20 protein-coding genes and 1 pseudogene are annotated in these 20,514 nt (G+C 72.0%); 19 read left to right on the top strand and 2 right to left on the bottom strand.

Annotation, left to right across the window (positions count from 1 at the left end; genetic code table 11):
- From IE98_RS52765 to IE98_RS49825, 11 genes and pseudogenes are all read left to right on the top strand, one after another.
- A pseudogene (locus IE98_RS52765) lies at nt 1-363 on the top strand (tetratricopeptide repeat protein); the annotation flags it as partial.
- 4 nt (nt 364-367) lie between these two features.
- On the top strand, nt 368-1,540 hold the full coding sequence (locus tag IE98_RS43855) for a tetratricopeptide repeat protein (RefSeq protein WP_030277321.1): 1,173 nt from the start codon (nt 368-370) through the stop codon (nt 1,538-1,540).
- A gap of 635 nt (nt 1,541-2,175) precedes the next feature.
- Nucleotides 2,176-2,529 (top strand): hypothetical protein, encoded by a 354-nt coding sequence (locus tag IE98_RS49815; RefSeq protein WP_159401213.1) that lies wholly within the window; start codon nt 2,176-2,178, stop codon nt 2,527-2,529.
- Between the two features lie 158 nt (nt 2,530-2,687).
- Complete coding sequence (locus tag IE98_RS43860; protein ID WP_159401214.1) at nt 2,688-5,237, top strand: tetratricopeptide repeat protein; 2,550 nt, start codon at nt 2,688-2,690, stop codon at nt 5,235-5,237.
- A gap of 316 nt (nt 5,238-5,553) precedes the next feature.
- Nucleotides 5,554-5,913 carry a hypothetical protein gene (locus IE98_RS0139555; RefSeq protein WP_159401215.1) on the top strand — a complete coding sequence of 120 codons (360 nt, stop codon included), beginning with the start codon at nt 5,554-5,556 and terminating at the stop codon, nt 5,911-5,913.
- Nucleotides 5,914-6,098: 185 nt separating this feature from the next.
- Entirely contained in the window at nt 6,099-8,501 is a 2,403-nt protein-coding gene (locus IE98_RS0139560; protein WP_052391560.1) for a tetratricopeptide repeat protein, read from the top strand.
- Between the two features lie 194 nt (nt 8,502-8,695).
- On the top strand, nt 8,696-9,115 hold the full coding sequence (locus IE98_RS0139565) for a trypco2 family protein (RefSeq protein ID WP_106976835.1): 420 nt from the start codon (nt 8,696-8,698) through the stop codon (nt 9,113-9,115).
- Nucleotide 9,116: 1 nt separating this feature from the next.
- Entirely contained in the window at nt 9,117-12,215 is a 3,099-nt protein-coding gene (locus IE98_RS0139570; RefSeq protein WP_052391561.1) for a tetratricopeptide repeat protein, read from the top strand.
- Nucleotides 12,216-12,389: 174 nt separating this feature from the next.
- Nucleotides 12,390-12,533 (top strand): hypothetical protein, encoded by a 144-nt coding sequence (locus IE98_RS49820; RefSeq protein ID WP_159401216.1) that lies wholly within the window; start codon nt 12,390-12,392, stop codon nt 12,531-12,533.
- Between the two features lie 41 nt (nt 12,534-12,574).
- A complete protein-coding gene (locus IE98_RS0139580; RefSeq protein ID WP_159401217.1) occupies nt 12,575-12,820 on the top strand; it encodes a hypothetical protein in 246 nt (81 codons plus the stop codon).
- Nucleotides 12,821-13,001: 181 nt separating this feature from the next.
- Nucleotides 13,002-13,793, top strand: a complete 792-nt coding sequence (locus IE98_RS49825; RefSeq protein WP_159401218.1) for a hypothetical protein — start codon at nt 13,002-13,004, stop codon at nt 13,791-13,793.
- Here IE98_RS49825 and IE98_RS49830 read toward each other — a convergent pair.
- Complete coding sequence (locus IE98_RS49830; RefSeq protein WP_159401219.1) at nt 13,721-13,882, bottom strand: hypothetical protein; 162 nt, start codon at nt 13,880-13,882, stop codon at nt 13,721-13,723. The genes IE98_RS49825 and IE98_RS49830 overlap by 73 nt on opposite strands.
- Here IE98_RS49830 and IE98_RS0139595 point away from each other — a divergent pair.
- Nucleotides 13,881-14,192 carry a helicase associated domain-containing protein gene (locus IE98_RS0139595; RefSeq protein WP_030277335.1) on the top strand — a complete coding sequence of 104 codons (312 nt, stop codon included), beginning with the start codon at nt 13,881-13,883 and terminating at the stop codon, nt 14,190-14,192. The genes IE98_RS49830 and IE98_RS0139595 overlap by 2 nt on opposite strands.
- Nucleotides 14,193-14,213: 21 nt before the next feature.
- A complete protein-coding gene (locus IE98_RS0139600; protein ID WP_030277336.1) occupies nt 14,214-14,570 on the top strand; it encodes a helicase associated domain-containing protein in 357 nt (118 codons plus the stop codon).
- A 221-nt stretch (nt 14,571-14,791) separates the two neighbouring features.
- Here the strand turns inward: IE98_RS0139600 and IE98_RS0139610 are convergent, their stop codons facing one another.
- A complete protein-coding gene (locus tag IE98_RS0139610) occupies nt 14,792-15,415 on the bottom strand; it encodes a histidine phosphatase family protein (protein ID WP_030277337.1) in 624 nt (207 codons plus the stop codon).
- Between the two features lie 194 nt (nt 15,416-15,609).
- On the opposite strand from IE98_RS0139610, the gene IE98_RS0139615 reads away from it, so the two are divergent.
- From IE98_RS0139615 to IE98_RS47425, 6 genes are all read left to right on the top strand, one after another.
- Complete coding sequence (locus IE98_RS0139615) at nt 15,610-16,122, top strand: hypothetical protein (RefSeq protein WP_030277338.1); 513 nt, start codon at nt 15,610-15,612, stop codon at nt 16,120-16,122.
- Nucleotides 16,123-17,005: 883 nt separating this feature from the next.
- Nucleotides 17,006-17,287 carry a type II toxin-antitoxin system Phd/YefM family antitoxin gene (locus IE98_RS0139620; RefSeq protein ID WP_043176214.1) on the top strand — a complete coding sequence of 94 codons (282 nt, stop codon included), beginning with the start codon at nt 17,006-17,008 and terminating at the stop codon, nt 17,285-17,287.
- A 4-nt stretch (nt 17,288-17,291) separates the two neighbouring features.
- A complete protein-coding gene (locus tag IE98_RS0139625) occupies nt 17,292-17,570 on the top strand; it encodes a type II toxin-antitoxin system RelE family toxin (RefSeq protein WP_030277340.1) in 279 nt (92 codons plus the stop codon).
- A gap of 126 nt (nt 17,571-17,696) precedes the next feature.
- On the top strand, nt 17,697-19,388 hold the full coding sequence (locus IE98_RS47415; RefSeq protein WP_234443870.1) for a DEAD/DEAH box helicase family protein: 1,692 nt from the start codon (nt 17,697-17,699) through the stop codon (nt 19,386-19,388).
- Entirely contained in the window at nt 19,325-19,723 is a 399-nt protein-coding gene (locus IE98_RS47420; RefSeq protein WP_159401221.1) for a helicase associated domain-containing protein, read from the top strand. Before IE98_RS47415 ends, IE98_RS47420 begins: the two co-directional genes overlap by 64 nt.
- Before the next feature lie 79 nt (nt 19,724-19,802).
- Nucleotides 19,803-20,342, top strand: coding sequence for a Helicase associated domain protein (locus IE98_RS47425; protein ID WP_030277344.1), 540 nt, complete (start codon nt 19,803-19,805; stop codon nt 20,340-20,342).
- The last annotated feature ends 172 nt before the right edge of the window (nt 20,343-20,514 follow it).

Genomic DNA, 20,514 nt, shown 5'->3' on the forward strand with positions numbered 1-20,514 from the left:
CGCGCCGAGTTCGAAGCCGTCCTCACCGCCCGACGCCACCAGCACGGCGACACCCGCCGGGACACCCTCACCACCCGCCACGAACTCGCCCTCGTCCTCCGGGACCAGGGCAACCTGGACGCGGCCCGCACCGAATTCGAAGCCGTCCTCACCGCCCGCCGCCAGCACGGCGACACCCACCGGGACACCCTCATCACCCGCTACTGCCTGGCCCAAGTCCTCCGGGACCAGGGCGACCTGTATGCGGCCCGCGCCGAATTCGAAGCCGTCCTCGCCGCCCGCCGCCAGCAGCTCGGCGACACCCACAAGAGCACCCTCCTCACCCGCCACGAACTCGCCCTCGTCCTCCGGGACCAGGAACACTGGGATGCCGCCCGCGCCGAATTCGAAGCCGTCCTCGCGATCGAACGGGGAATTCGAAGCCGTCCTCGCCGCCCGCCGCCAGCAGCTCGGCGACACCCACAAGAACACCCTCACCACCCGCCACTGCCTGGCCCTCGTCCTGCGGGACCAGGGCAGCCTGGATGCCGCCCGCGCCGAATTCGAAGCCGTCCTCGCCGCCCGCCGCCAGCAGCTCGGCGACACCCACAAGAGCACCCTCACCACCCGCTACTGCCTGGCCCAAGTCCTCCGGGACCAGGGCCACTGGGATGCCGCCCGCGCCGAATTCGAAGCCGTCCTCGCGATCGAACGGGACCAGCTCGGCGACACCCACAAGAGCACCCTCCTCACCCGCCACGAACTCGCCCTCGTCCTCCGGGACCAGGGCAACCTGGACGCGGCCCGCACCGCGCTCGAAGCCGTCCTCGCGATCGAACGGGACCAACTCGGCGACACCCACAAGAACACCCTCAACACCCGCCACGCCCTGGCCCTCGTCCTCCAGGACCAGGGCGACCTGGACGCGGCCCGCACCGCGCTCGAAGCCGTCCTCGCCGCCCAGCGCGACAAGCTCGGCGACACCCACCGGGACACCCTCGTCACCCGCCAGGCCCTGGTCTGGGTCGTACAGGTGCAGGGCGGTGACCTGGAGGCGGCCCGCACCGAATTCGAAGCCGTCCTCGCCGCCCGCCGCCAGCAGCTCGGCGACACCCACCGGGACACCCTCTCTAGTCGCCATGACCTGGTCTGGGTCGTACAGGCGCAGGGCGGTGACCCGGAGGCGGCCCGCACCGAGTTCGAAGCCGTCCTCGCCGCCCAGCGCGACAAGCTCGGCGACACCCACCGGGACACCCTCGAGACCAGGGAATCCCTGGCCTGGGCCATGTACAAGCAGGGCGACCTGGAGGCGGCCCGCACCGAGTTCGAAGCCGTCCTCGCCATCGAGCGGAACCAATTCGGCGATGCCCAGCCCCAAACCCTTAACACCTGGCATTCCCTGGCCATCGTCCTGCAGGAGCAGGGCGACCTGGACGCGGCCCGCACCGCGCTCGAAGCCGTCCTCGCCGGCCGCCGCAAGCTGCAGGGTGACACCTACGAACTCACACGCTATGCGGAGGACATGCTCAACGGGGTCCTTAGTGAGTTGAGCGGGTCGTAGCCAGGCCGCGGCATCGGTGTGGTGGGTGAGTCTGTGAATGCACGTCTCGGCCGCCGCCGATGCGGGGGCTGCACCGGCCGTCGCGGACCGAGGACGCGCCTGCACCGGGCGATTGACATCACGGCCGGCGCCGACGGGGAAGCCCGAAAGACGCTGGAGGAGACCGTCTAGCAGCCAGCCGGGACGGGGAGCAGCAGGCGGGGCGTGTGTCCGGTCCCGCAGGAGATTGGCCGACAGGTCATCCGGTACCCCGCCCCGGTCGTCTGTCTGCCGTGTTGCCCAGCCCCGGTGGGCAGTCGCCGGTGCGTCGGCGACTGGCACAGCGGCGACTCGCCAACGTCTGGCTGCAGGCTTGCTTCGGCGCACCCTCAAGGTGCTGTCTGCTTCCGGGGCGGTCGGCGGCGGCGCTGGGGTGGTGGTGTGCCGGCGGCTCGGTGGATCGTGCACTTCGGATGATGGCTGAGGTGGGGTGATGCGGTGTCAGGAGTGCGGGTGGCACGATGAGTCACCCGAGTTTCGGGGTGTGCGGCTGTGGGCCGGGGGCGGGGGCGGATGTGGCGGCGGGTTCGGGCAGGACATGGGTGTGGGGGTCGGTCGCGGCGGTGTGTGCCGCGGCCTCGGTCACGCTGGTCGTGGTGGCCGTGAGGGTGGGGCCGGATGCGGCCGACAAGGCTGCGAGCGTGGTCGGGGCCGTGGTCGCACTGGCCGGTCTGGCCCTGTCCGTGTGGCAGCTGCTGCGCACCCCCGAAGCCACGGCGCCCCGGGTACGGGCCACAGGGACGGGCTCGATCGCGGTCGGCGGCGACATGGCCGGCAACGCCGTCGGCACAGGCAGCAAGACCACCTACCGGCCCACCACCGCTCCAGTACCTGCACCGGCAGGCGGCACACCCGCCCCGGGCGCGGACGTGGAGGCGGCCGACGGCGGCGTGGCCACCGGCGGGAACATGCACGGCAACGCCCTCGGCAACGACAGCGAGGTCCAGTGACCCCCTGGCACCGCCGACGCAAGAAGCCCACCCCCACCCCCGCGGGCACCCACCCGCCGGCCGACACCACGGCACCCGCAGGGGCCGTCGAACCCGGCCGGGTCCAGGTACCCGCTTCGCGGGGCGCGGCCGGCCCCGAGCCGGTCAGTGTGGCTGGTGTGCCGGTGCAGGCCGAGGGGGCTGGCGCTGTCGGTGTGGGCCGCAACATGGTGGGCAACGCGATCGGCGAAGGCTCCACCGCCAACTACACCCACATCGAGCAGCAGACCGTCATCACGGCCCGACCGGAAGTCCACCCACCGGCCGGAGAGGCCGCGTCGGCGCCGCTGGCCCCGCCACCGCGGGTGCCGCCCGAGTTCACCGGCCGGGACGAGGACCTGGAGAATCTGCTCACCCTCCTGAGCCCCTCCCTTGGTCCCGACCTCGAGTCCACGGCCGCCGTTGGCGCGCCGTCCGAGCAGGCGGTGGTGGTGGCGTCGGTGCTGGGGATGGGCGGGATGGGCAAGACCACCCTCGCCCTCGCCGCCGGCCACGCCGCCCTCAAGCGCGACCTGTTCACCGGCGTGCTGTTCCTGGACCTGCACGGCTACGACGACACCCCCACCGACGCCGCTCACGCCCTCGACACCGCCCTGCGCGCCCTCGATACGCCCTCCGAGCAGATCCCGCCCGACACCGACCAGCGCGCCGCCCTCTACCGTGCACAGCTTGCTGCCCGTACCCGCGCTGGCGAGCGGATCCTGGTGCTCGCGGACAACGCCTCCAGCAGTGCCCAGGTCAAGCACCTGCTGCCGTCAGGGGGCGGACCGCACCGGATGTTGGTCACCTCGCGGGACAACCTCGCCCCTGGTCTGGGGGCCCGCCTTGTCGACCTCGACGTCCTCTCCCCCGAACGTGCCGTGGCGCTGATGGACACCGTGCTGCGCATCACCCGGCCCACGGACGGGCGGATTACCGCCGACCCCGTCGGTGCTCGAAGGGTCGCGGAGCTGTGCGGCCATCTGCCGCTGGCCCTGCGCATCGCCACCGCCCAGCTGGGCCGCCATCTCAAGCCCGCCCAGCTGGCCCGTGACTTGGAGAACCTCGCGGAACGCCTGGACGTGCTGGAGGGCCGCGATGGCGCCGTGCGGACCGTTCTGGAGAGCTCCTACCGGCGCCTGGCGCCCACGCACGCGGAGCTGTTCCGCCTGCTCGCGGTGAACCCCGGACCCGACATGTCCACCGAGACCGCCATCGCCCTCACCGGCATCGGCAAGCCCAGGGACGTCCGCACGCGACTGGAAGTCCTCGCCGACGCCAGCCTCATCCGACAGGACCCGGACACCGGCCGCTGGCGGATGCACGACCTGGTGCGCGCCTACGCCACCGAGCAGGCCCGGCTGAACCCTCAGCACAGTGCCAAAGCCCTGGCACGTCTTTTTGAGTACTACGCGTACACCTCGCGCGCCGCCGCCGTCCACCTTGACGCCGCTGCGGGCGGTGACACGAAGCGCTTTCCCGACCGGGTCGCAGCGAGGGCCTGGCTGGATGCGGAGCGCGCCAATCTCGTCGCTGCCGTTCAGAGTGCGCACGCCACTGGCTGCCGTGAAATCACCGTGGACTTGGCGTCCCTTTTGGGGGACTATCTGCGTTCTGGTCGGTATTTGCAGGATGCTCTGGTTGTCGCTGCCCTCGCCCATGAGGTGGCTCCCTTCCTCGGCGACCGGCACCGCGAAGCAATGGCGTGGAGCAATCTCGGCGTCGCTCTCGCGGAGCTGCGTCGCTTCGACGAGGCCCTCGAGGCCCACCGACACGCCCTCGACATCTGCCGCGACCTCGGCAACCGGGACCGCGAGGGCCTGGCGTGGAGCAATCTCGGCCTCGCCCTCGTGGGGCTGGGTCGCTTCGACGAGGCCCTCGAGGCCCACCGACACGCCCTCGACATCTGCCGCGATCTCCGCGACCGCCACGGCGAAGGCAAGGCGTGGGGCAATCTCGGCGGCACACTCCATATGCTGCGTCGCTTCGACGAGGCCCTCGACGCCCTCCAGCATGCCCTCGACATCCACCAAGACCTCGGCGACCGCCACCGCGAAGCCGGTGCCTGGAACAACCTCAGCATCGCCTTCGCGGATCTGCGCCGCTTCGACGAGGCCCTCGACGCCCTCCAGCATGCCCTCGACATCCACCAAGACCTCGGCGACCGCCACCACGAAGCCGGCGCCTGGGGCAACCTCGGCAGCACCCTCGCGGCGCTGCGCCGCTTCGACGAAGCCCTCGACGCCTACCAGCATGCCCTCGACATCCACCAAGACCTCGACGACCGCCACCACGAAGCCATCGCGTGGAACAGCCTCGGCCTCGCCCTGCAGGATCTGCGCCGCTTCGACGACGCTCTCGACGCCCACCAACACGCCCTCGACATCCACCAAGACCTCGACGACCGCCACAGCGAAGGCATCGCGTGGAACAACCTCGGCACCGCGTGGCGGGGTACTGGCGCGTACGAGCAGGCGGTGGAGGCCGGTGAGCGTGCCGTCGCGGTGTTCCGCGAGCTGAACGACGCGTATCGCGAGGGCCAGGCGCTCGGCGAACTCGCCGACACCCTGCTAGCAGCCGGACACCCGCCCGGCGAGGTCCGGGCCGTACGCGAGGCCTCAGCGGCGGCCTACCGGCAGGCCAGCGCCGACACCGAGGCCGAGGAAGCGCTGGCGAAGGCCGACGAATAGCCGACCCGGCCCGACGCGAGGTTGGGGGCGGAAGAAGCGGCGCCGGGGCGGTCCGCGAGCCCCTCGGCGGGGCGGGGGATGGACGGCAGGCAGCCGGGGGGCGACTGCCCCGGCGGGTGCCTGGCGTCTGCAGCGGCGCGGTCACGACCTGGGGTGATGCGGTGTCAGGAGTCCGGGTGGCACGATGGATCCCCGAGTTTTCGGGGTGTGCGGCCGTGGGCTGGGAGTGGGGGCGGATGTGGCGGCGGGTTCGGGTCGGACATGGGTGTGGGGGTCGGTCGCGGCGGTGTGTGCCGCGGCCTCGACCGCCCTGGTCGTGGTCGCCGTGAGGGTGGGGCCGGATGCGGCCGACAAGGCGGCGAGCGTGGTCGGCGCCGTGGTCGCACTGGCCGGTCTGGCCCTGTCCGTGTGGCAACTGCTGCGCACCCCTGATAGCGCGGGGTCGCGGGTACGGGCAAAGGGGGCAGGTTCGGTCGCGGTCCGGGGCGACATGATCGGCAACGCCACAGGTGCCCGCAGCAAGGCCACCTACCGGCCGCCCACCACCCCGTCGGGGCCTGCACCGGCGGGCGGCACGCCCGCTCCGAATGTGGGCGTGGAGGCCTCGGAGGGCGGGATTGCCGCCGGCGGGAACATGCACGGCAACGCCCTCGGCGACGACAGCGAGGTCCTGTGACCCCCTGGCGCGGCCGACGCAAGAAGCACACCCCCACCCCCACAGGCACCCACCCGCCGGCCGACAACCCGCCACCCGCAGAATCCGCCGAACCTGGCCGAATCCGCGTTCCCGCCGCGCGCGGCACGGCCGGCCCCGAGCCGACCGGTGCCCCAGTAAAGGCCAAGGGCGACGGCGCTGTCGGCGTGGGCCACGACATGTTGGGCAACGCAATCGGCGCAGGGTCCACGGCCAACTACACCCACATCGAACAACAGACCGTCATCACAGCCCCGCCGGGCCTCCACCCTTTGGCCGGATCGGGGCTCCACCCGTCGTCCGAGGGGGCGGCGCCGGCGCCGCTGGCCCCGCCGCCGCGGGTGCCAGAGGGGTTCACCGGTCGGGACGAGGAGCTGGAGGACCTGCTGGCGCTCCTCGATCCGTCTCCCAGTGCGGAGCGTGAGGGCGGCCGTGCCGTCGTGGTGGCGTCGGTGCTGGGGATGGGCGGGATGGGCAAGACCACCCTCGCCCTCGCCGCCGGCCACGCCGCCCTCAAGCACGGCCTGTTCACCGGTGTTCTGTTCCTGGACCTGCACGGCTACGACGACAACACGCTTGACACCGACCAAGCCCTGGACGCAGCCCTGCGCGCCCTGGGCACCGACCCGGAGCGGATCCCCGCCGGCACTGACCAGCGCGCGGCCCTCTACCGGAGCCAGCTCGCCGCCCGCACCCGGGCCGGGGAACGTGTCCTGGTCCTGGCCGACAACGCATGTGGTGCCGGCCAGGTCGAGCACCTGGTCCCTGTCGGCGGGCCGCACCGGCTGTTGGTCACCTCCCGCGACGACTTCGCCGCCATATTGGGTGCGCGTCTGGTGGACCTCGACGTCCTCGACCCCGCGCGGTCCATCGCCCTGATGGACACCGCGCTGCACATCACCCTGCCCGAGGACGGACGGATCGCCGCCGATCCTGAGGGGGCCGCGCGGGTCGTAAAGCTGTGCGGCCACCTGCCGTTGGCGCTGCGGATTGCTACCGCACAGCTTGCTGCGGACCGTTTCCTCGCGCCCGGCCAGCTCGCCCAGGACCTGGAAGATCTCGGGGAGCGCCTCGATGTGCTGGAAGACGGGCCGCGGGCGGTGCGCACCGTCCTCGAGCGCTCCTACCGGCGGCTCTCTCCCACCCACGCCGAGCTGTTCCGGCTCCTGACGGTCAACCCCGGCCCCGACCTGTCCACCGACTCCATCACCGTCCTCACCGGCATCGGCAAGCCCAGAGAGGTTCGCACCGGGCTGGTCGCCCTTTCCAGGGCCAGCCTCGTCCGCCAGGACCCCGCAACGGGACGCTGGCGGATGCACGACCTGGTGCGCGCCTACGCCACCGAGCAGGCCGACACCCACCCCGACCGCGCCTCAGTCGCCCTTCGCCGGCTCCTGGAACACTACGCCTGCAGCACATGGAACGCGGACGCATTCCTGGGCCCGAGGGTGAGCGGCGGCAGCCGGGGACTGCAGTTCGAGGACCGCGCCGAGGCGCTGGCCTGGCTGGACACCGAACGCGCCAACCTCACTGCCGCCGTCCACACCGCCCACGCCACCGGGCACCTCGACGTCACCCAGTACCTCGCCTCCTACCTCGGCCCCTACCTCAACCTGCGTCGTCTGCTCGAAGACCACCAGGATGTCGCCCGAGCCGCCCTCGCCGCGGTCCAGACCGGCAGCGACCCGAACGCAGAGGCCGCTGCCTGGGGCAGCCTCGGTCTCGCGCTGAACGACCTGCGGCACTTCGAGGAAGCCGAACACGCCCACCGCACCGCGCTCCGCCAGTTCCAGGCCCTCAACGACCAGCACGGCGCAGCCCTCGTCTGGGGCAACCTCGGCATTGCGCTGGAGGGCCTGCGGCGCTTCGAGGAAGCCGAGCACGCCTACCGCAGCTCACTCCGCCAGCTCCAGGCCCTCAAGGACCAGCACGGCGAAACCAACGCGTGGACCAACCTCGGCAGCGTGCTGTCCGAGATGCGGCGCTTCGAGGAAGCCGAGCACGCCTGCCGCACCGCAATCCACCAATTCGAAGCCCGCAGCGACCACCATCGCGCCGCTCTCGTCTGGGGCAACCTCGGCCTCACTCTGAAGTGGCTGCGGCGCTTCGAGGAAGCCGAGGACGCCTGCCGCACCGCAATCCACCAGTTCCGGATTTTCGACGACCAGCGCGGCGAAGCCATCGCCTGGACCAACCTCGGCGACACGCTGACAGAGCTGCGGCGCTTCGAAGAGGCCGAGCACGCATATCGCACCGCACTCCACCAGTTCCGAATTGTCGACGACCAGCGCGGCGAAGCCGCCGCCTGGACCGGCATCGGCATCGCACTGCGAGGGGTGGGGGAGCCGACGGGAGCGAGGGAGGCCGGCGAGCAAGCCGTCGCTCTGTTCCACGGATTGGACGACCAGTGCCGGCTGGGAGAGGCGTTGGACGAGCTCGCCGACACCCTGCTCGCGGCCGGACGCCCGGCCGACGAGGTGCGGGCCATGCGCGAGAAGTCGGCAACCGCCTACCGTGCGGCCGGCGCCAACGACGAAGCCCAGAAGGCGTTGGAGAAGGCGGACCAGTAGCCGACCAGTGAGGACGCGGGCGGGAGCGCGCCGGCTCCTGCCGGATTTCGTCACCACGCTTCCCTGCACGGCAGCAGCCCCCCACACGCCGTCGCGGCAGTTCGTCCCGTCTGGGTGATGGGCTGAGGCGGTCGCGCCGGTTGTGGTAGATCAGTTGCACACCATGTACAGCGGCAGTTGGCGTGAGGGGACTTGTGGGCGAGATCAGTCTCGGTGAGGCGCTGGATGAGCTCCGGTCGGAGCTGTACCGGGCGCAGGCTGATGGTACGGGGCAGCAGTTGAAGTTCGAGGTGGAGAAGGCGGAGTTGTCGCTGGAGGTGGAGTTCCGGCGGGAGGGCAATGGCAAGGTGAAGGTCGCTGTCGGCGCGTTCGGTGCGAAGGCCGAGGGGGAGGCCGGTGGCGTGCTGGGGTCGGTGCAGCGGCAGCGGCTGACTCTCACGCTGGGTGTCCTGGACGAGGCCGCGGGCTCGACGCGGGCCAGGGTCAGCCGTGGCGCCTCCGGTTCAGCCGCGCTCCCGGGGAAGGAACATCCCACTGCGGGGGCCGGCACGCCGGAGCCTGTCGACAGTGCCCAGTCTGGTGGGCCGGTGACGCGTCGTCCCTGGGACGAGTGAGGTGGACCCGTCCCGGCTGGTACTGGTCCGTATTGGGGGCCGGGCGGAGGGAAGCGGCTACCTGATCGGCCGCCGGCTGGTCCTGACGGGCCTGCATGTGGTCTGCGACTCCGTGGGGCGGCTGCGGACCGGAGTGCAGGTGCGCGTCGGGCACCCGACCCTCAGCCCCGGACTGCACGAACGCGCAGCCCAGGTGTGCTGGCCCGACCCCGACCACTACGTGCCCGGGGGCAGTGGGCCGGACGTGGCGCTGCTGTGGCTGGAAGAACCGGTCGTACCGGTCGGTTGCGGGCCGGTGCGGTGGGGCCGGCCGTCGGGAACGGCGCCGGTGCCGTACGAGGGTGCGGGTTTTCCGCTGTTCGCGGAGAACGGCGGCACCCCGCAGGTGGAGCATCTGCGGGGCGATCTTCCCCTGGTCAGCACCTCAGGGCTGGGCGGGACCGGCCGGGGGTGGGTCCTGGACACCCCGCTGTGGCCGGAAGGCCCGCGCGGGCGCGGTTCGGGATCGCCGTGGGCGGGGGCGTCGGGCAGTGCCGTCTTCTGCCGCGGGCTGCTCGTCGGCGTCGTCGTCGAGGCGGACCCGGCGCTCGGGCAGCGACGCCTGCACGCCGAACCGGTCCACCCCCTGTTCGAAGAAGCCGCGTTCACCCGGCTCCTGGAACGGCACAGCGACCACCAACCCCCGCTGGCACTGGAAGACGTCCAAGTCGGCCACGGACCGACATCTGCGGTGGGGCCGGAGGCGTTCTCGCCGAGGCCACTCGAGGTGTCCGGCGAGAGCGCAGTCGGCGCTGGCGGCGACATCGCCCACGCGGCCCTCGGTGCGCAAAGCCGTGTCGAGCACACCGAGATGCAGGCCGACAGCACCGGCAGCGGCACGGTCCACCAGGCAGGCCGGGACATCACCATCCACCACCACGGCGCCCCGACCACCAGACACGGCGAGGGACCAGCACCGCTGGCCCCTCCCCCGGCCGTCCCTGCCGGCTTCACCGGCCGAGACCAGGATCTGGAGAACCTGCTCGCCCTCCTCCACCCGACGGCCGACCCGGTCGACTCCGCGGCCGCCGCCAGCAGGCCGTCCGACGAAGCGGTGGTGGTGGCGTCGGTGCTGGGGATGGGCGGGATGGGCAAGACCACCCTCGCCCTGGCCGCCGGCCACGCCGCCCTCAAGCGCGGCCTGTTCACCGGTGTTCTGTTCCTGGACCTGCATGGCTACGACGACAACACGCTCGACACCGGCCAGGCGCTGGATGCGGCCCTGCGCGGCCTCGGCACCGACCCCGAGCAGATCCCGCCGGAGGCCGACCAGCGCGCAACCCTCTACCGCGCCCGGCTCGCAGCCCGCACCCGCCAGGGCGAGCGCATCCTGGTCCTCGCCGACAACGCCTGTGCTGCCGACCAGGTCCAGCACCTCGCCCCCGCAAGCGGGCCGCACCGGCTACTGGTCACCTCCCGCGACGACTTCACCGCCGTCCTCGGGGCACGCCTGGTCGACCTCGACGTCCTCAACCCCGAGCAGGCCGTCGCCCTCATGGGCACCGCACTGCGCCTGGTCCTGCCCAACGACGGCAGGACCGGGGCCGACCCGGACGGGACGGCGAGGGTCGCCGAGCTGTGCGGCTACCTGCCGCTCGCCCTGCAGATCGCCGCCGCCCAGCTCGCCGCCGACCGCTCCCTCAAACCCGCCCGCCTCGCCCAAGAACTCGAGAACCTCGGGGACCGGCTCGACATGCTCGAAGACGGCCCCCGTGCAGTACGCAGCGTCCTCGAGCGCTCGTACAAGCGCCTCGCCCCCACCCACGCGGAGCTGTTCCGCCTCCTCGCCGTCAACCCCGGCCCGGACCTCTCGGTGGAGACCGCCGCTGCATTCACCGGCGTCGCCAAACTCAAGGACGTCCGCGCCCGCCTCGTCGCCCTCTCCAAGGCCAGCCTCGTCCGGCAGGACCCCGACACCGGCCGCTGGCGCATGCACGACCTCGTCCGCGCCTACGCCACCGAACAAGCCGAACTGAACCCCCAGCACAGCGCCAAAGCCCTCACCCGCCTCCTCGACCACTACACCCGCACCACGCAGGCCGCCGACGCCCACCTCGACCCCAACACGGACGGAGACAAGAGCCGCTTCCCCGACCGGCACGCAGCGATGGCCTGGCTGGACGCCGAACGTGCCAACCTCGTCGCCGCCGTCCACACCGCGCACGCCGCCGGCCACGGCGAGGTCACCGTGAACCTGACGCACTTCCTGGGGGACCACCTGCGCTCGCGCCGGTATCTGCAGGACGCCCTGGCCGTCGCCACCCTCGCCCACAACGCGGCCACCTCCCTCGGTGACCGGCGCCGCGAAGGCGTGACGTGGACCAGCCTCGGCCTCGCACACCGTGAGCTGCGCCACTTCGACAAGGCCCTCGACGCCCACCAACACGCCCTCGACATCTACCAAGACCTCGGCAACCGCCACGGCGAAGCCGTGGCGTGGAACAACCTCGGCGGCACTCTGCAGGAGTTGCGGCGCTTCGACGACGCCCTCGACGCCCACCAGCACGCCCTCGACATTTACCGCGATCTCGGCGACCGCCACGGCGAAGGCAGTGCGTGGAACAACCTCGGCACCGCCCTCAAGGAGCTGCGCCGCTTCGACGACGCCCTCGACGCCCACCAACACGACCTCGACATCAGCCGCGACCTCGCCGACCGCCACAGCAAAGGCGTGGCGTGGAACAACCTCGGCCTTGCCCTGCAGGGGCTGCGCCGCTTTGACGACGCCCTCGACGCCCACCAACGCGCCATCGGCATCTACCGCGAACTCGGCGACCGCCATCGTGAAGGCACGGCGTGGAACAACCTCGGCACCGCGTGGCGCAGTACCGAGGCGTACGAGCAGGCAGTAGAGGCCGGTGAGCGTGCCGTCGCCGTGTTCCGCGAGCTGGACGACGCGTACCGCGAGGGCCAGGCGCTCAGCGAACTCGCCGACACCCTGCGGGCAGCCGGACGCCCGCCCGGCGAGGTCCGGGCCATGCGCGAAGCCTCCGCGGCGGCCTACCGGCGGGCCGGCGCCGACACTGAGGCCGAAGAAGCGCTGGGAAAGGCCGACGAGTAGCCGACCCAGCCCGGCGCGAGTTAGGGGCGGAGGAAGCGGCGCCGGGGTGCTGGCGCGGGTGCCGGCGGGGACGGCGGGTAGCTGGGGGTCGGCGGCTTGGTCGAGGTCGGGGAAGGTGATCTGCCCGTCTGGGCCGATCTTCCGGTTGGCCCAGATCCAGTCGAGGTCGGGGCGTTGGCCCCGCTCGACGGCCTGCCTGGCGGCTTCTCGCTGCTGTTGGGCCTGCTCGCGGGCGGCTTCGCGTCGCTGCTCGGCTTTCTTGCGTTCGGCCTCGCGGCGGCGTTCCTCGGCTTCCTGGCCCAGCGGCGCTCCAGGTAGGCGGCGCAGCCGTCGGGGTTGGCGAGGGGTTGCCAGGTGTGGTGGCCGTAGCACCGCCGGGTCGGGCCGCGCTGGCGGAGGCTGGCGAGCGCGCTGTCGCCGTGTTCTGCGAGCTGGACGACGCGTACCGCGAGGGCCAGGCGCTGGACGAACTCGCCGACACCCTGCGGGCGGCCGGCCGCCCACCCGGCGAGGTCCGCGCCATGCGCGAGACGTCGGCGGCGGCCTACCGGCGGGCCGGTGCTGATGCTGAAGCCGAGGAGGCGCTAGGGAAGGCCGACGAGTAGCCGACCCGGCTTGCCGCGGTCAGGGGCGGAAGAAGCGCGCTCCGCTGGACGTCTCCGTCGGCGTCGGCGCCAACTGGGAGGCCGCCGAGCACTGACTTGTCGTCATGTAGGTGGCGGGCAGCCGGAATTACCGCCCCCCGGCCACCTTCCGGCCGGTCGCGTCCGGCTCTACCGTGGCGGTATGGCTGATCGTGCGCCGCTTCGCCCCGGACCAGACTCCACCACCGACCTCGTCCTCCACAAGGGCGGCGGCTCCCGCGCGTGGGTGGTGCCGATCGTCCTGACCGGGGCCGCGAAGTCGCTGCTGGTGCCGGTGGCGCTCGGCGCCATCACCGGGGCGGTCGCCGTCTTCGCGCTGGTGACCGGCACCGACGCCGCGACCGTCGGACAGGTCGTCCTCGGGATCGCCGCCGTCGAAGCCGCGCTGGCAGCACCGCTGATCGTGTGGATGGAACTCGACACCGTCCGCCGGCTGCGATTCGCCCCGGCCCAGGCCCCCACCCGGTTCCGGACGGTCCGCGCCGCCCGCCCCGGCCCCTGGCAGCCGATCACCCAGCTGTGCGGAATCCGGCTGGAGCAACGAGTCACCGAGCCCTACCCGGGGGACCAGCAGCCGGTCACCGAACAGCTCACCGTCCGGGTTCGACCTCGCCGGCGACGAACTGAAGTGGACCCCGCCCGCCCTCACCTCGCCGCAGCGGCTGTACGAGGCCCTCACCGCGCTGCTCGGCCCCGCCGGGGTACGGGTCGAGCTGGTCACCGAACGCACCGTCCGGGCCCGCCCGTGGCGCGGGCCCGGCTGGACCGGCGGCGGCTCGGCCTCCGCCAACTCCGGCGGCTTCTCGGGCGGGGGCTGACCTCCCCGCCGCGGCGGCGCCGCGGGTTCGTCGAGGACGGGCCCTACCTGCGGGCGTTGGTGCGCCGGGTGGGCTCGGCCGTGGTCGGGTCCTCCGGCCAGGGGTGGCGGGGGTAGCGGCCGACCTGGCCGTGGAAGCCCAGCAGGGTCAGGTCGGCGGTGATCGCGCCGGTGGCGGCAGCGGTGATGGTACGGGTCACGGCCATGGGGAACTCCTTGTTCGGGTTCGGAGATGCCGGCCGGGCGGCCACGCCGCACACCACGGCGACCCGCCGCTCCGGCCTGGCGGCGCCGGCGCGGGCGTCTGTCGGCGGGTACGCCATCGGGACGTGGCTGGCGGAGCTGAGGACGGCGGCCCAGGTGTCCGTGGGCGAGCCAGGAGGGCTGGCGCCGGAGCGGCGCCGCGCGCTGGAGGGGATCGACCCGTGGTGGTGCCCGACCTGGCCGATCGTCTGGCAGCGCGCCTACTCGGTGGCGCGGATGTGGTGGCTGGAGTTGGACGGCCAAGTGGACTGAGCGCAGCTGCCGGAGGAGACGGTGTTCGAGGGTGAGCAGCTCGGCCGCTGGGTCGTGGCGCAGCGGGCCGGCTGGCCCGGCCTGGAGACGGACCAGCAGGACCTGCTCACCGCGATCGGCATCGTGCCGGACCCGGAGCTCGTCGCCGCCAAGCAGGCCGCGGAGGCGAAGCCCAGGACGTCCCGGGCGGACCGCTTCGCCCAGGGTCTGGCCGCACTCGCCGCGTTCCTGGAGCGGGAGGGCCATGTCCGGTCCCGCGCCCGCACAAAGGAGCCGCTGGAAGTCACCGTGGCCGGCCCCGGCGGCGAGGAGAGCAATCGAACTCCTCTCGGGCGACAGCCCAGGCCGGTGATACCGCCGGAGCCCTTGGCTGGGTAGTTCAGCCGAGGATGATCCCCGCGACGCCAGCCGTGGCCGCCGGCCGGGTGCAGCCCAGGAAAGGCCCGCGCAGCGCCAGCCGGCACTCCACCACTCACCTGCCGAGCGGAGGATGCGATGGCCTGAGGTCGCAGTGCCTTGGCGATGCCGGACTTCTGGTGCGCCGCGCGTCGGGCCTCACCGCCAGCCTCGGTAGCGTCACCCCGTGATGGGCCGGCCGCTCAGACGCGGAGCTCGGGCGGGAGGCCGGTCCAGCGGAGTTCGGCAGGCAGGTGGCCGGTGTCGTTGAAGAGGAGGACGGCCGGGGGACGGTCGGGCGTGTAGCGGATGACGGTCAGGGCGGCATTGGCGTGGTTGATGCCCAACCATCGCCATTTCGGCGCGTCCAGGGCGGCTCGGATGAGCCAGCCGGCGAGGAAGTTGTGGGTGACGACGAGCTCGTGGCGCGGTTCGTCGCCAACGACCGGACCGGTGAAGTCGGCGAGCGCCGCCACCGCAAGCCGGGGGCCCCGCTCGCGTTCCTCTGCCGGGAACTGGTCCAGGAACCCGAGCCAGGCGTCGGCTGCCTCCGGCGGCAATTCCTCACGTGCGGGCAGGTAGGGGATGTAGTCACCCGCCGCTTCGGAGACGTGGCGGGTGACGCCGTCGAACTGTTCACCGACCAGCCGAGCGGTCTGTTCGGCCCGGGCGAGAGGCCCGTGGTGGACCGCCGCCAGCGGGACCCCACGGAGCCGCTCACCCAGCAGCGCAGCCTGGCGGCGGCCCGCATCCGTCAGTTCACTCTCGTCTGGCGAGGCCTCACCATGACGGGTGAGATAGAGGTAGCGGGCGGCCGTGCCGGTCATGGACGCGTCCTTCAATCGAAGTCGATCTTGCAGACTCATGAAGGGACGCCGGCCCGCGCGGCCCGGTTCCTCTGGAGAAGAGCCGGCGGCGGGCGTGGCCGGGGCTCGGTGGCCGGGTGAGCGAGGGGTCCGCTTCACCTGGGCGGACGGTTCCCGGTCGCAGCGCCTCGCCTGCCGGGGCCAGGCTGATCTTCATGGATGACACCAGCCAGATCGACGTCCCCACCGTCATAGCCATCGATGCCGCCGGTCGGTGCGCCACCGTGCGGGTGGAGCCTGCCGTGGCCACTGCGGCTGTCGCGGTGCTCGACCAGTGCGCGGTCCTGCAGGCGGGCGAGTCCTGGCCGGAGGGGGCCGATGTCGTGGCGGACGGCCTTCGCCTGGCGTTGATCGGCGCGGGCATCCCTCCCGCGGTCGGCTGGTCCCCGTCGGAGGGGGAACTGGCGGACGAGTTGGGCCGCCGTGGCCGCGACCGGCTCGCCGCACGCATCGGCGACGCGGTCACGCCTGGATGCTCGGTCACAGGCCGGGTGCCGGTGGAGGCCGCGGTGCTGGCCGAGGCCGTCGCGCATCTTCGGTGCTTCAGCCGGCGGTTCGACGGCGAGCCGATCGCCGCCGCGACCCGGCGGCTGTGGGAGCAGCTGTATCTGTGCCTGCCGCTCACCGCACTCGCCGCCCAAACCGGGTCGGACGGCAGTAGGCCGTGACGGGGCCTGCGAGGGCCTGCGTGGCGGCCGGTGCGCGGGGAGCGGACGAGCTCGTCCGCGTGCTGGCCACTGCGCACGCCCAGCCGTTTTGCACTGGACGGTATGGGCGGGGCGTCCTCGCGGGGCTGCACTGGGCCCTGGGCCACCCCGTTCCCGCACCCATCACCGCCGCAGCCTCGCCGCCAGGCGAGCCCCACAGGGATCGGCTCCGTTCAGAAGCGGACGCCGCCCTGAGCGAACTCCTCGGACACGACGGCCGCACGGTGCCGCTGGACTACGCCCGCGGAGTGTACGAAGCACTCGCGTGGTCGTGCGGTCACCGCGAGGACCCACCCGCCACGGCCGGACCGTAGGCAGCCCGGGCCCGCGGCGGCACCGGCCCCGTTCGTCCTCGCGCACGACCATGCGGCCGGCATCGCCGGACGCCGCCGCCAGGACCGGCCGCCGCAGGCCCCGGCCCCGCGACGCCGCCCGGCCGACCCACCGCGCCACCACCAGCAGCAGGGAAGAGGGCCAGGAGAGGGGTTGCCGGACCCCCGGGATTCCTTGATAACAAGGTCTGACCTGCACCGTTGCGGGTGCCGTCGGCAGGTGAGGTGACCGGCGTCGGGATCGCGTACGGGACCGCCTACGGTGCTGCCGTCGTGGGCCCCTGGTGCCGGCCTTCCGGCAGCCCGGCCCGCCGACCGCCCGCCCCAGGGGGTTCGGCTGCGCAGGAAGCAGCCGGACCGCGATGTCCAAGGGGGTGAATCCGGCTCAACCGGTTCCCTGCCCGCCCCTAGGACGTCCCAGGCGAGGCCGACGGGAGGCGCGCATGCGGCAGGGGTGGGCGGGCTCTTGCGATCACGACATGAAACAGATGTACATCTGATACATTTGTTGCATGTCTGAGCCTGTGATTGCTTCCATGGCGGAGGTCCGCAGCCACCTGGCCGATGTCCTCGACCGGGCACGGCAGGACGAGACGCCGACGATCATCACCCGGCGGGGCCGGGAGGAGGCGGTGGTGATCGATGTGCGGGAGTACCGGCGTTTGAGCAGGCTGGCCGAGGAGGTCGAGGAGACCTGGCTGAACCGGCTGGCCGACGAGGCTGAGGCCGAGGGCCTGGAGGGGGCGGTCTCCCTGGAGGAGATGGCCGCGCTGCTCCGCGAGCGGCGGGACTGACCCGGTGGGCCACGTCACGCGGTTCACCACGCACGCCCAGCGGGAGATGCTCAAGATCCCGAGGCCCGACGCCCTGCGCATCCTGCGCCGCCTCGCCGAGCTGCATCAGGCACTGGACAACGGGGACACCGGCGCCTTCGACATCAAGGCTCTGCAGGGCCACAACGCGCGCTGGCGCCTGCGCGTCGGGGACTACCGGATCGTCCACACCGTCGACGACGGCCGCCTGATCGTCTGGGTCCTCGCCGCGGGCAACCGCCGCGACATCTACCGCAACTGGTAGACAGAGCTGTTGGCCCGCCGCCGTCTGCCGAACTGATGAGGGAAGCCGACCGCGGCAGACGGCCGCGCCGCGGCCCGGGCGCAGTCAGCGGGATTGACCGCAGGCGGGATACCTGCGGGTGTGCTGGTGGAACGCCGAAAAGGAGCATGTCTTCGTGGGCATCGTGGAGCCCGGCCTGATGGCCGCTCGGTCTGCCGCCGGCATCTCGTTGCGGGGCATCAGGAGGAGGCGCTGGAGGCCATCGTTCGGGGCCTGACGCCTCGTCCGGGGCAACCGGTCCCGCCGGGTGGGCTGCGGGTGACGGTGCAGATGGCCACCGGTTCCGGGAAGTCGTACGTGGGGGCGGCAGCCGGGCAGAAGCTGGCGCCGCATGGCGTTGTTCTGGTGGTGGTGCCGACCCTGGATCTGCTGGTGCAGATGATCGGCTCCTGGCGTACCGCTGGCCGCTCCGGGGAGATGCACGCGGTCTGTTCGCTGGTGGACTCGGAGCTGCCCTACGGGGTGGCGGCGACGACCAGTCCGCTGATGATCGGCATGTGGCTCAACCAGGCGGCCAGGCGCCGCCGACCCACGACGCTGTTCACTACCTACACGTCGGTGGGCGCCGTCGCGGACGCCTACGCCTACTGGGCCGAGCGAAAGGGCGAGGTGCTGCCGCCGCTGGCCTTGATGGTCTGCGACAAGGCGCACCGCAGCTCTGGCAGCGTCGAGAAGTCCTGGACTGTCGTCCACGAGCAGGACCAGATCCCGGCGGAGCGGCGGCTGTACATGACGGCGACGCCGCGGATCTGGGCGCCGCCGAGTGCGGCCATGCGCAGGCGTGAGGACGCCCTGCAGCCGCTCCCGGAGGAGCCGGCGGTGTCCATGGACGATGTGCGCGTGTACGGGCCGCAGGTGTTCACGCTGGGCCTGGCGGAGGCCATCGATCGCAAGCTGCTGGCGCCGTTCGAGGTGGTAGTGCTGGAGCTGCGCGAACCGCGCGCCGACCGGGACGGCGCCGAGCGGCAGGGCGTGCCGTTCGGGCCCGGTGTCGGCGAGGCCCTGGACGGGAGCGAGGACGAGGTGCCGGCCGCGCACCTCGCCGCGATCCAGGCCGGCCTGATCAAGACCGTCGTCGAGCGCGGGTTGGAGCGGTGCATCACGTTCCACAACCGCACCCTCGAAGCCCGCTACTTCTCCGAGACGCTGAACCAGACCGTCGAGAAACTGAACTTCGGAAACTTGCAGAAATACCCTGAGGAAGTCTGGGCGCAGTGGCTGTCCGGTGAGCACGATGTCGACTACCGGAAGCGGTTCATCGCCGAGTTCGGGCAGGGCGAGGAGGACGACGGTCTCAGGCTGCGGATCTTCAGTAATTGCAAGGTCCTCGGCGAGGGTATCGACATTCCGAATGCAGATTCGGTGGTTCTCCAGGGCCGGGGCAGCATGGTCGATATCGTCCAGGCCATCGGCAGAGCTCTGCGAATGAAGCCCGGTGAGAGCAAGACGGCATCGCTGATCGTGCCGATTTTCCTGAAGCCGGGCGAGGAGCCCGGGGACATTCTGGAGTCGGACAGCTACGGTCCCCTGGTCAAGATTCTGACCACGCTGCGCAGCCACGACGCGAAGGTGGTCGAGGCCTTGGCGGTACCGCAGAAGTCCGGCAAGCGAACGAAGGGGCGCAGCGCGGAGGCTGAGGCCAGGCCAGGCCTGGTGAGGGTGGGTCGGGTGAGGGTGGGTCGGGTGAGGGTGGGTCGGGTGCGTTCGTGCTGCCGGTGCGGTTCCAGAGCCGGGTCGATGAGAACGCGCTCGCGCTGTTCATCGCCTCGCGGGTGCTGACGGGAGAGAACCAATACTGGCGGGACGGGATCAACCATGCCAGGCGGTGGTTCAAGGAGACCGGTGGTCTCGATGTTCCCTATTCTGAAATGGTTGGCGAGGAGAGGAATTTTCCGCTGGGGAAGTGGTTGTCGGACAGGCGTTCTGAGCATTCTGCTGGTGAATTGGCGCGACACCGGGTGGAGATGCTGGATGATCTTGGGATGATCTGGTCCGTCTCCGACGCCCGCTTCGAGGCCGGCCTCGACTGGGCCAGGGTCTGGGCCAAGGGGCACGCCGGGTCGCTGGCGGCTCCGGCGCGGGCGTCGGTCGGCGGGTACGCGATCGGGACGTGACTCGCGGAGCTGCGGGCTGCGGCCCAGGTGCTGGCTGGCGAGCCGGGGGCGCTGGCGCCGGACGGAGCGGCGGGCCGCGTTGGAGGAGATCGACCCGTGGTGGTGCCCCACCTGGCCGATCACCTGGCAGCGCACCTACGCGGTGGCGCGGATGTGGTGGCTGGAGCCCGACGGCCAAGTGGACTGGGCGCAGCTGCCCGAGGAGACGGTGTTCGAGGGCGAGCAGTTCGGCCGCTGGGTCGTGGCGCAGCGCGGCGGCTGGCCCGGCTTGGAGGCGGATCGGCAGGACCTGCTGGCGGCGCTCGGCATTGAGCCGGACCCGGAGCTGGTGGCGGCGAAGGCCGCGGCCGAGGCGAAGCCTAAGGTGTCCCGCACGGACCGCTTCGCTCAGGGCCTGGCCGCGCTCGCGGCGTTCGCTGGGCGGGAAGGGCACGTGCGGGTGCCGCGCCCGCACAAGGAGCCGCTGCAGGTCGTGGTGGCCGGCCCCGGCGGCAAGGAGCGCACCGAGGTCGTGCACGTGGGTCTGGGTGCGTGGCTGAACAACCAGAAGGCACGGCGGGCGAAGCTCACACCGGGCCAGCTCGCTCAGCTCGCCGAGCACGGCGTGGAGTGGGCGTAGCCCGCTCCGGCGGTGGTGGCCTCTGGGTGATCGCCGAAGGGATCCGTCGATGGTCACAGGGCCCGTGACATCGGGGCCTTCGCCCGTGAAGGTGGACACGCGGTTGGTTGTCACGCGGCGAGGGTGAGCTTAGCGGTGTGGTGTCGCCGTTCGTATTCGTTGGGGCTGAGGT

The sequence above is a fragment of the Streptomyces sp. NRRL B-24484 genome, from assembly GCF_000717715.1.
GTDB lineage: Bacteria > Actinomycetota > Actinomycetes > Streptomycetales > Streptomycetaceae > Kitasatospora.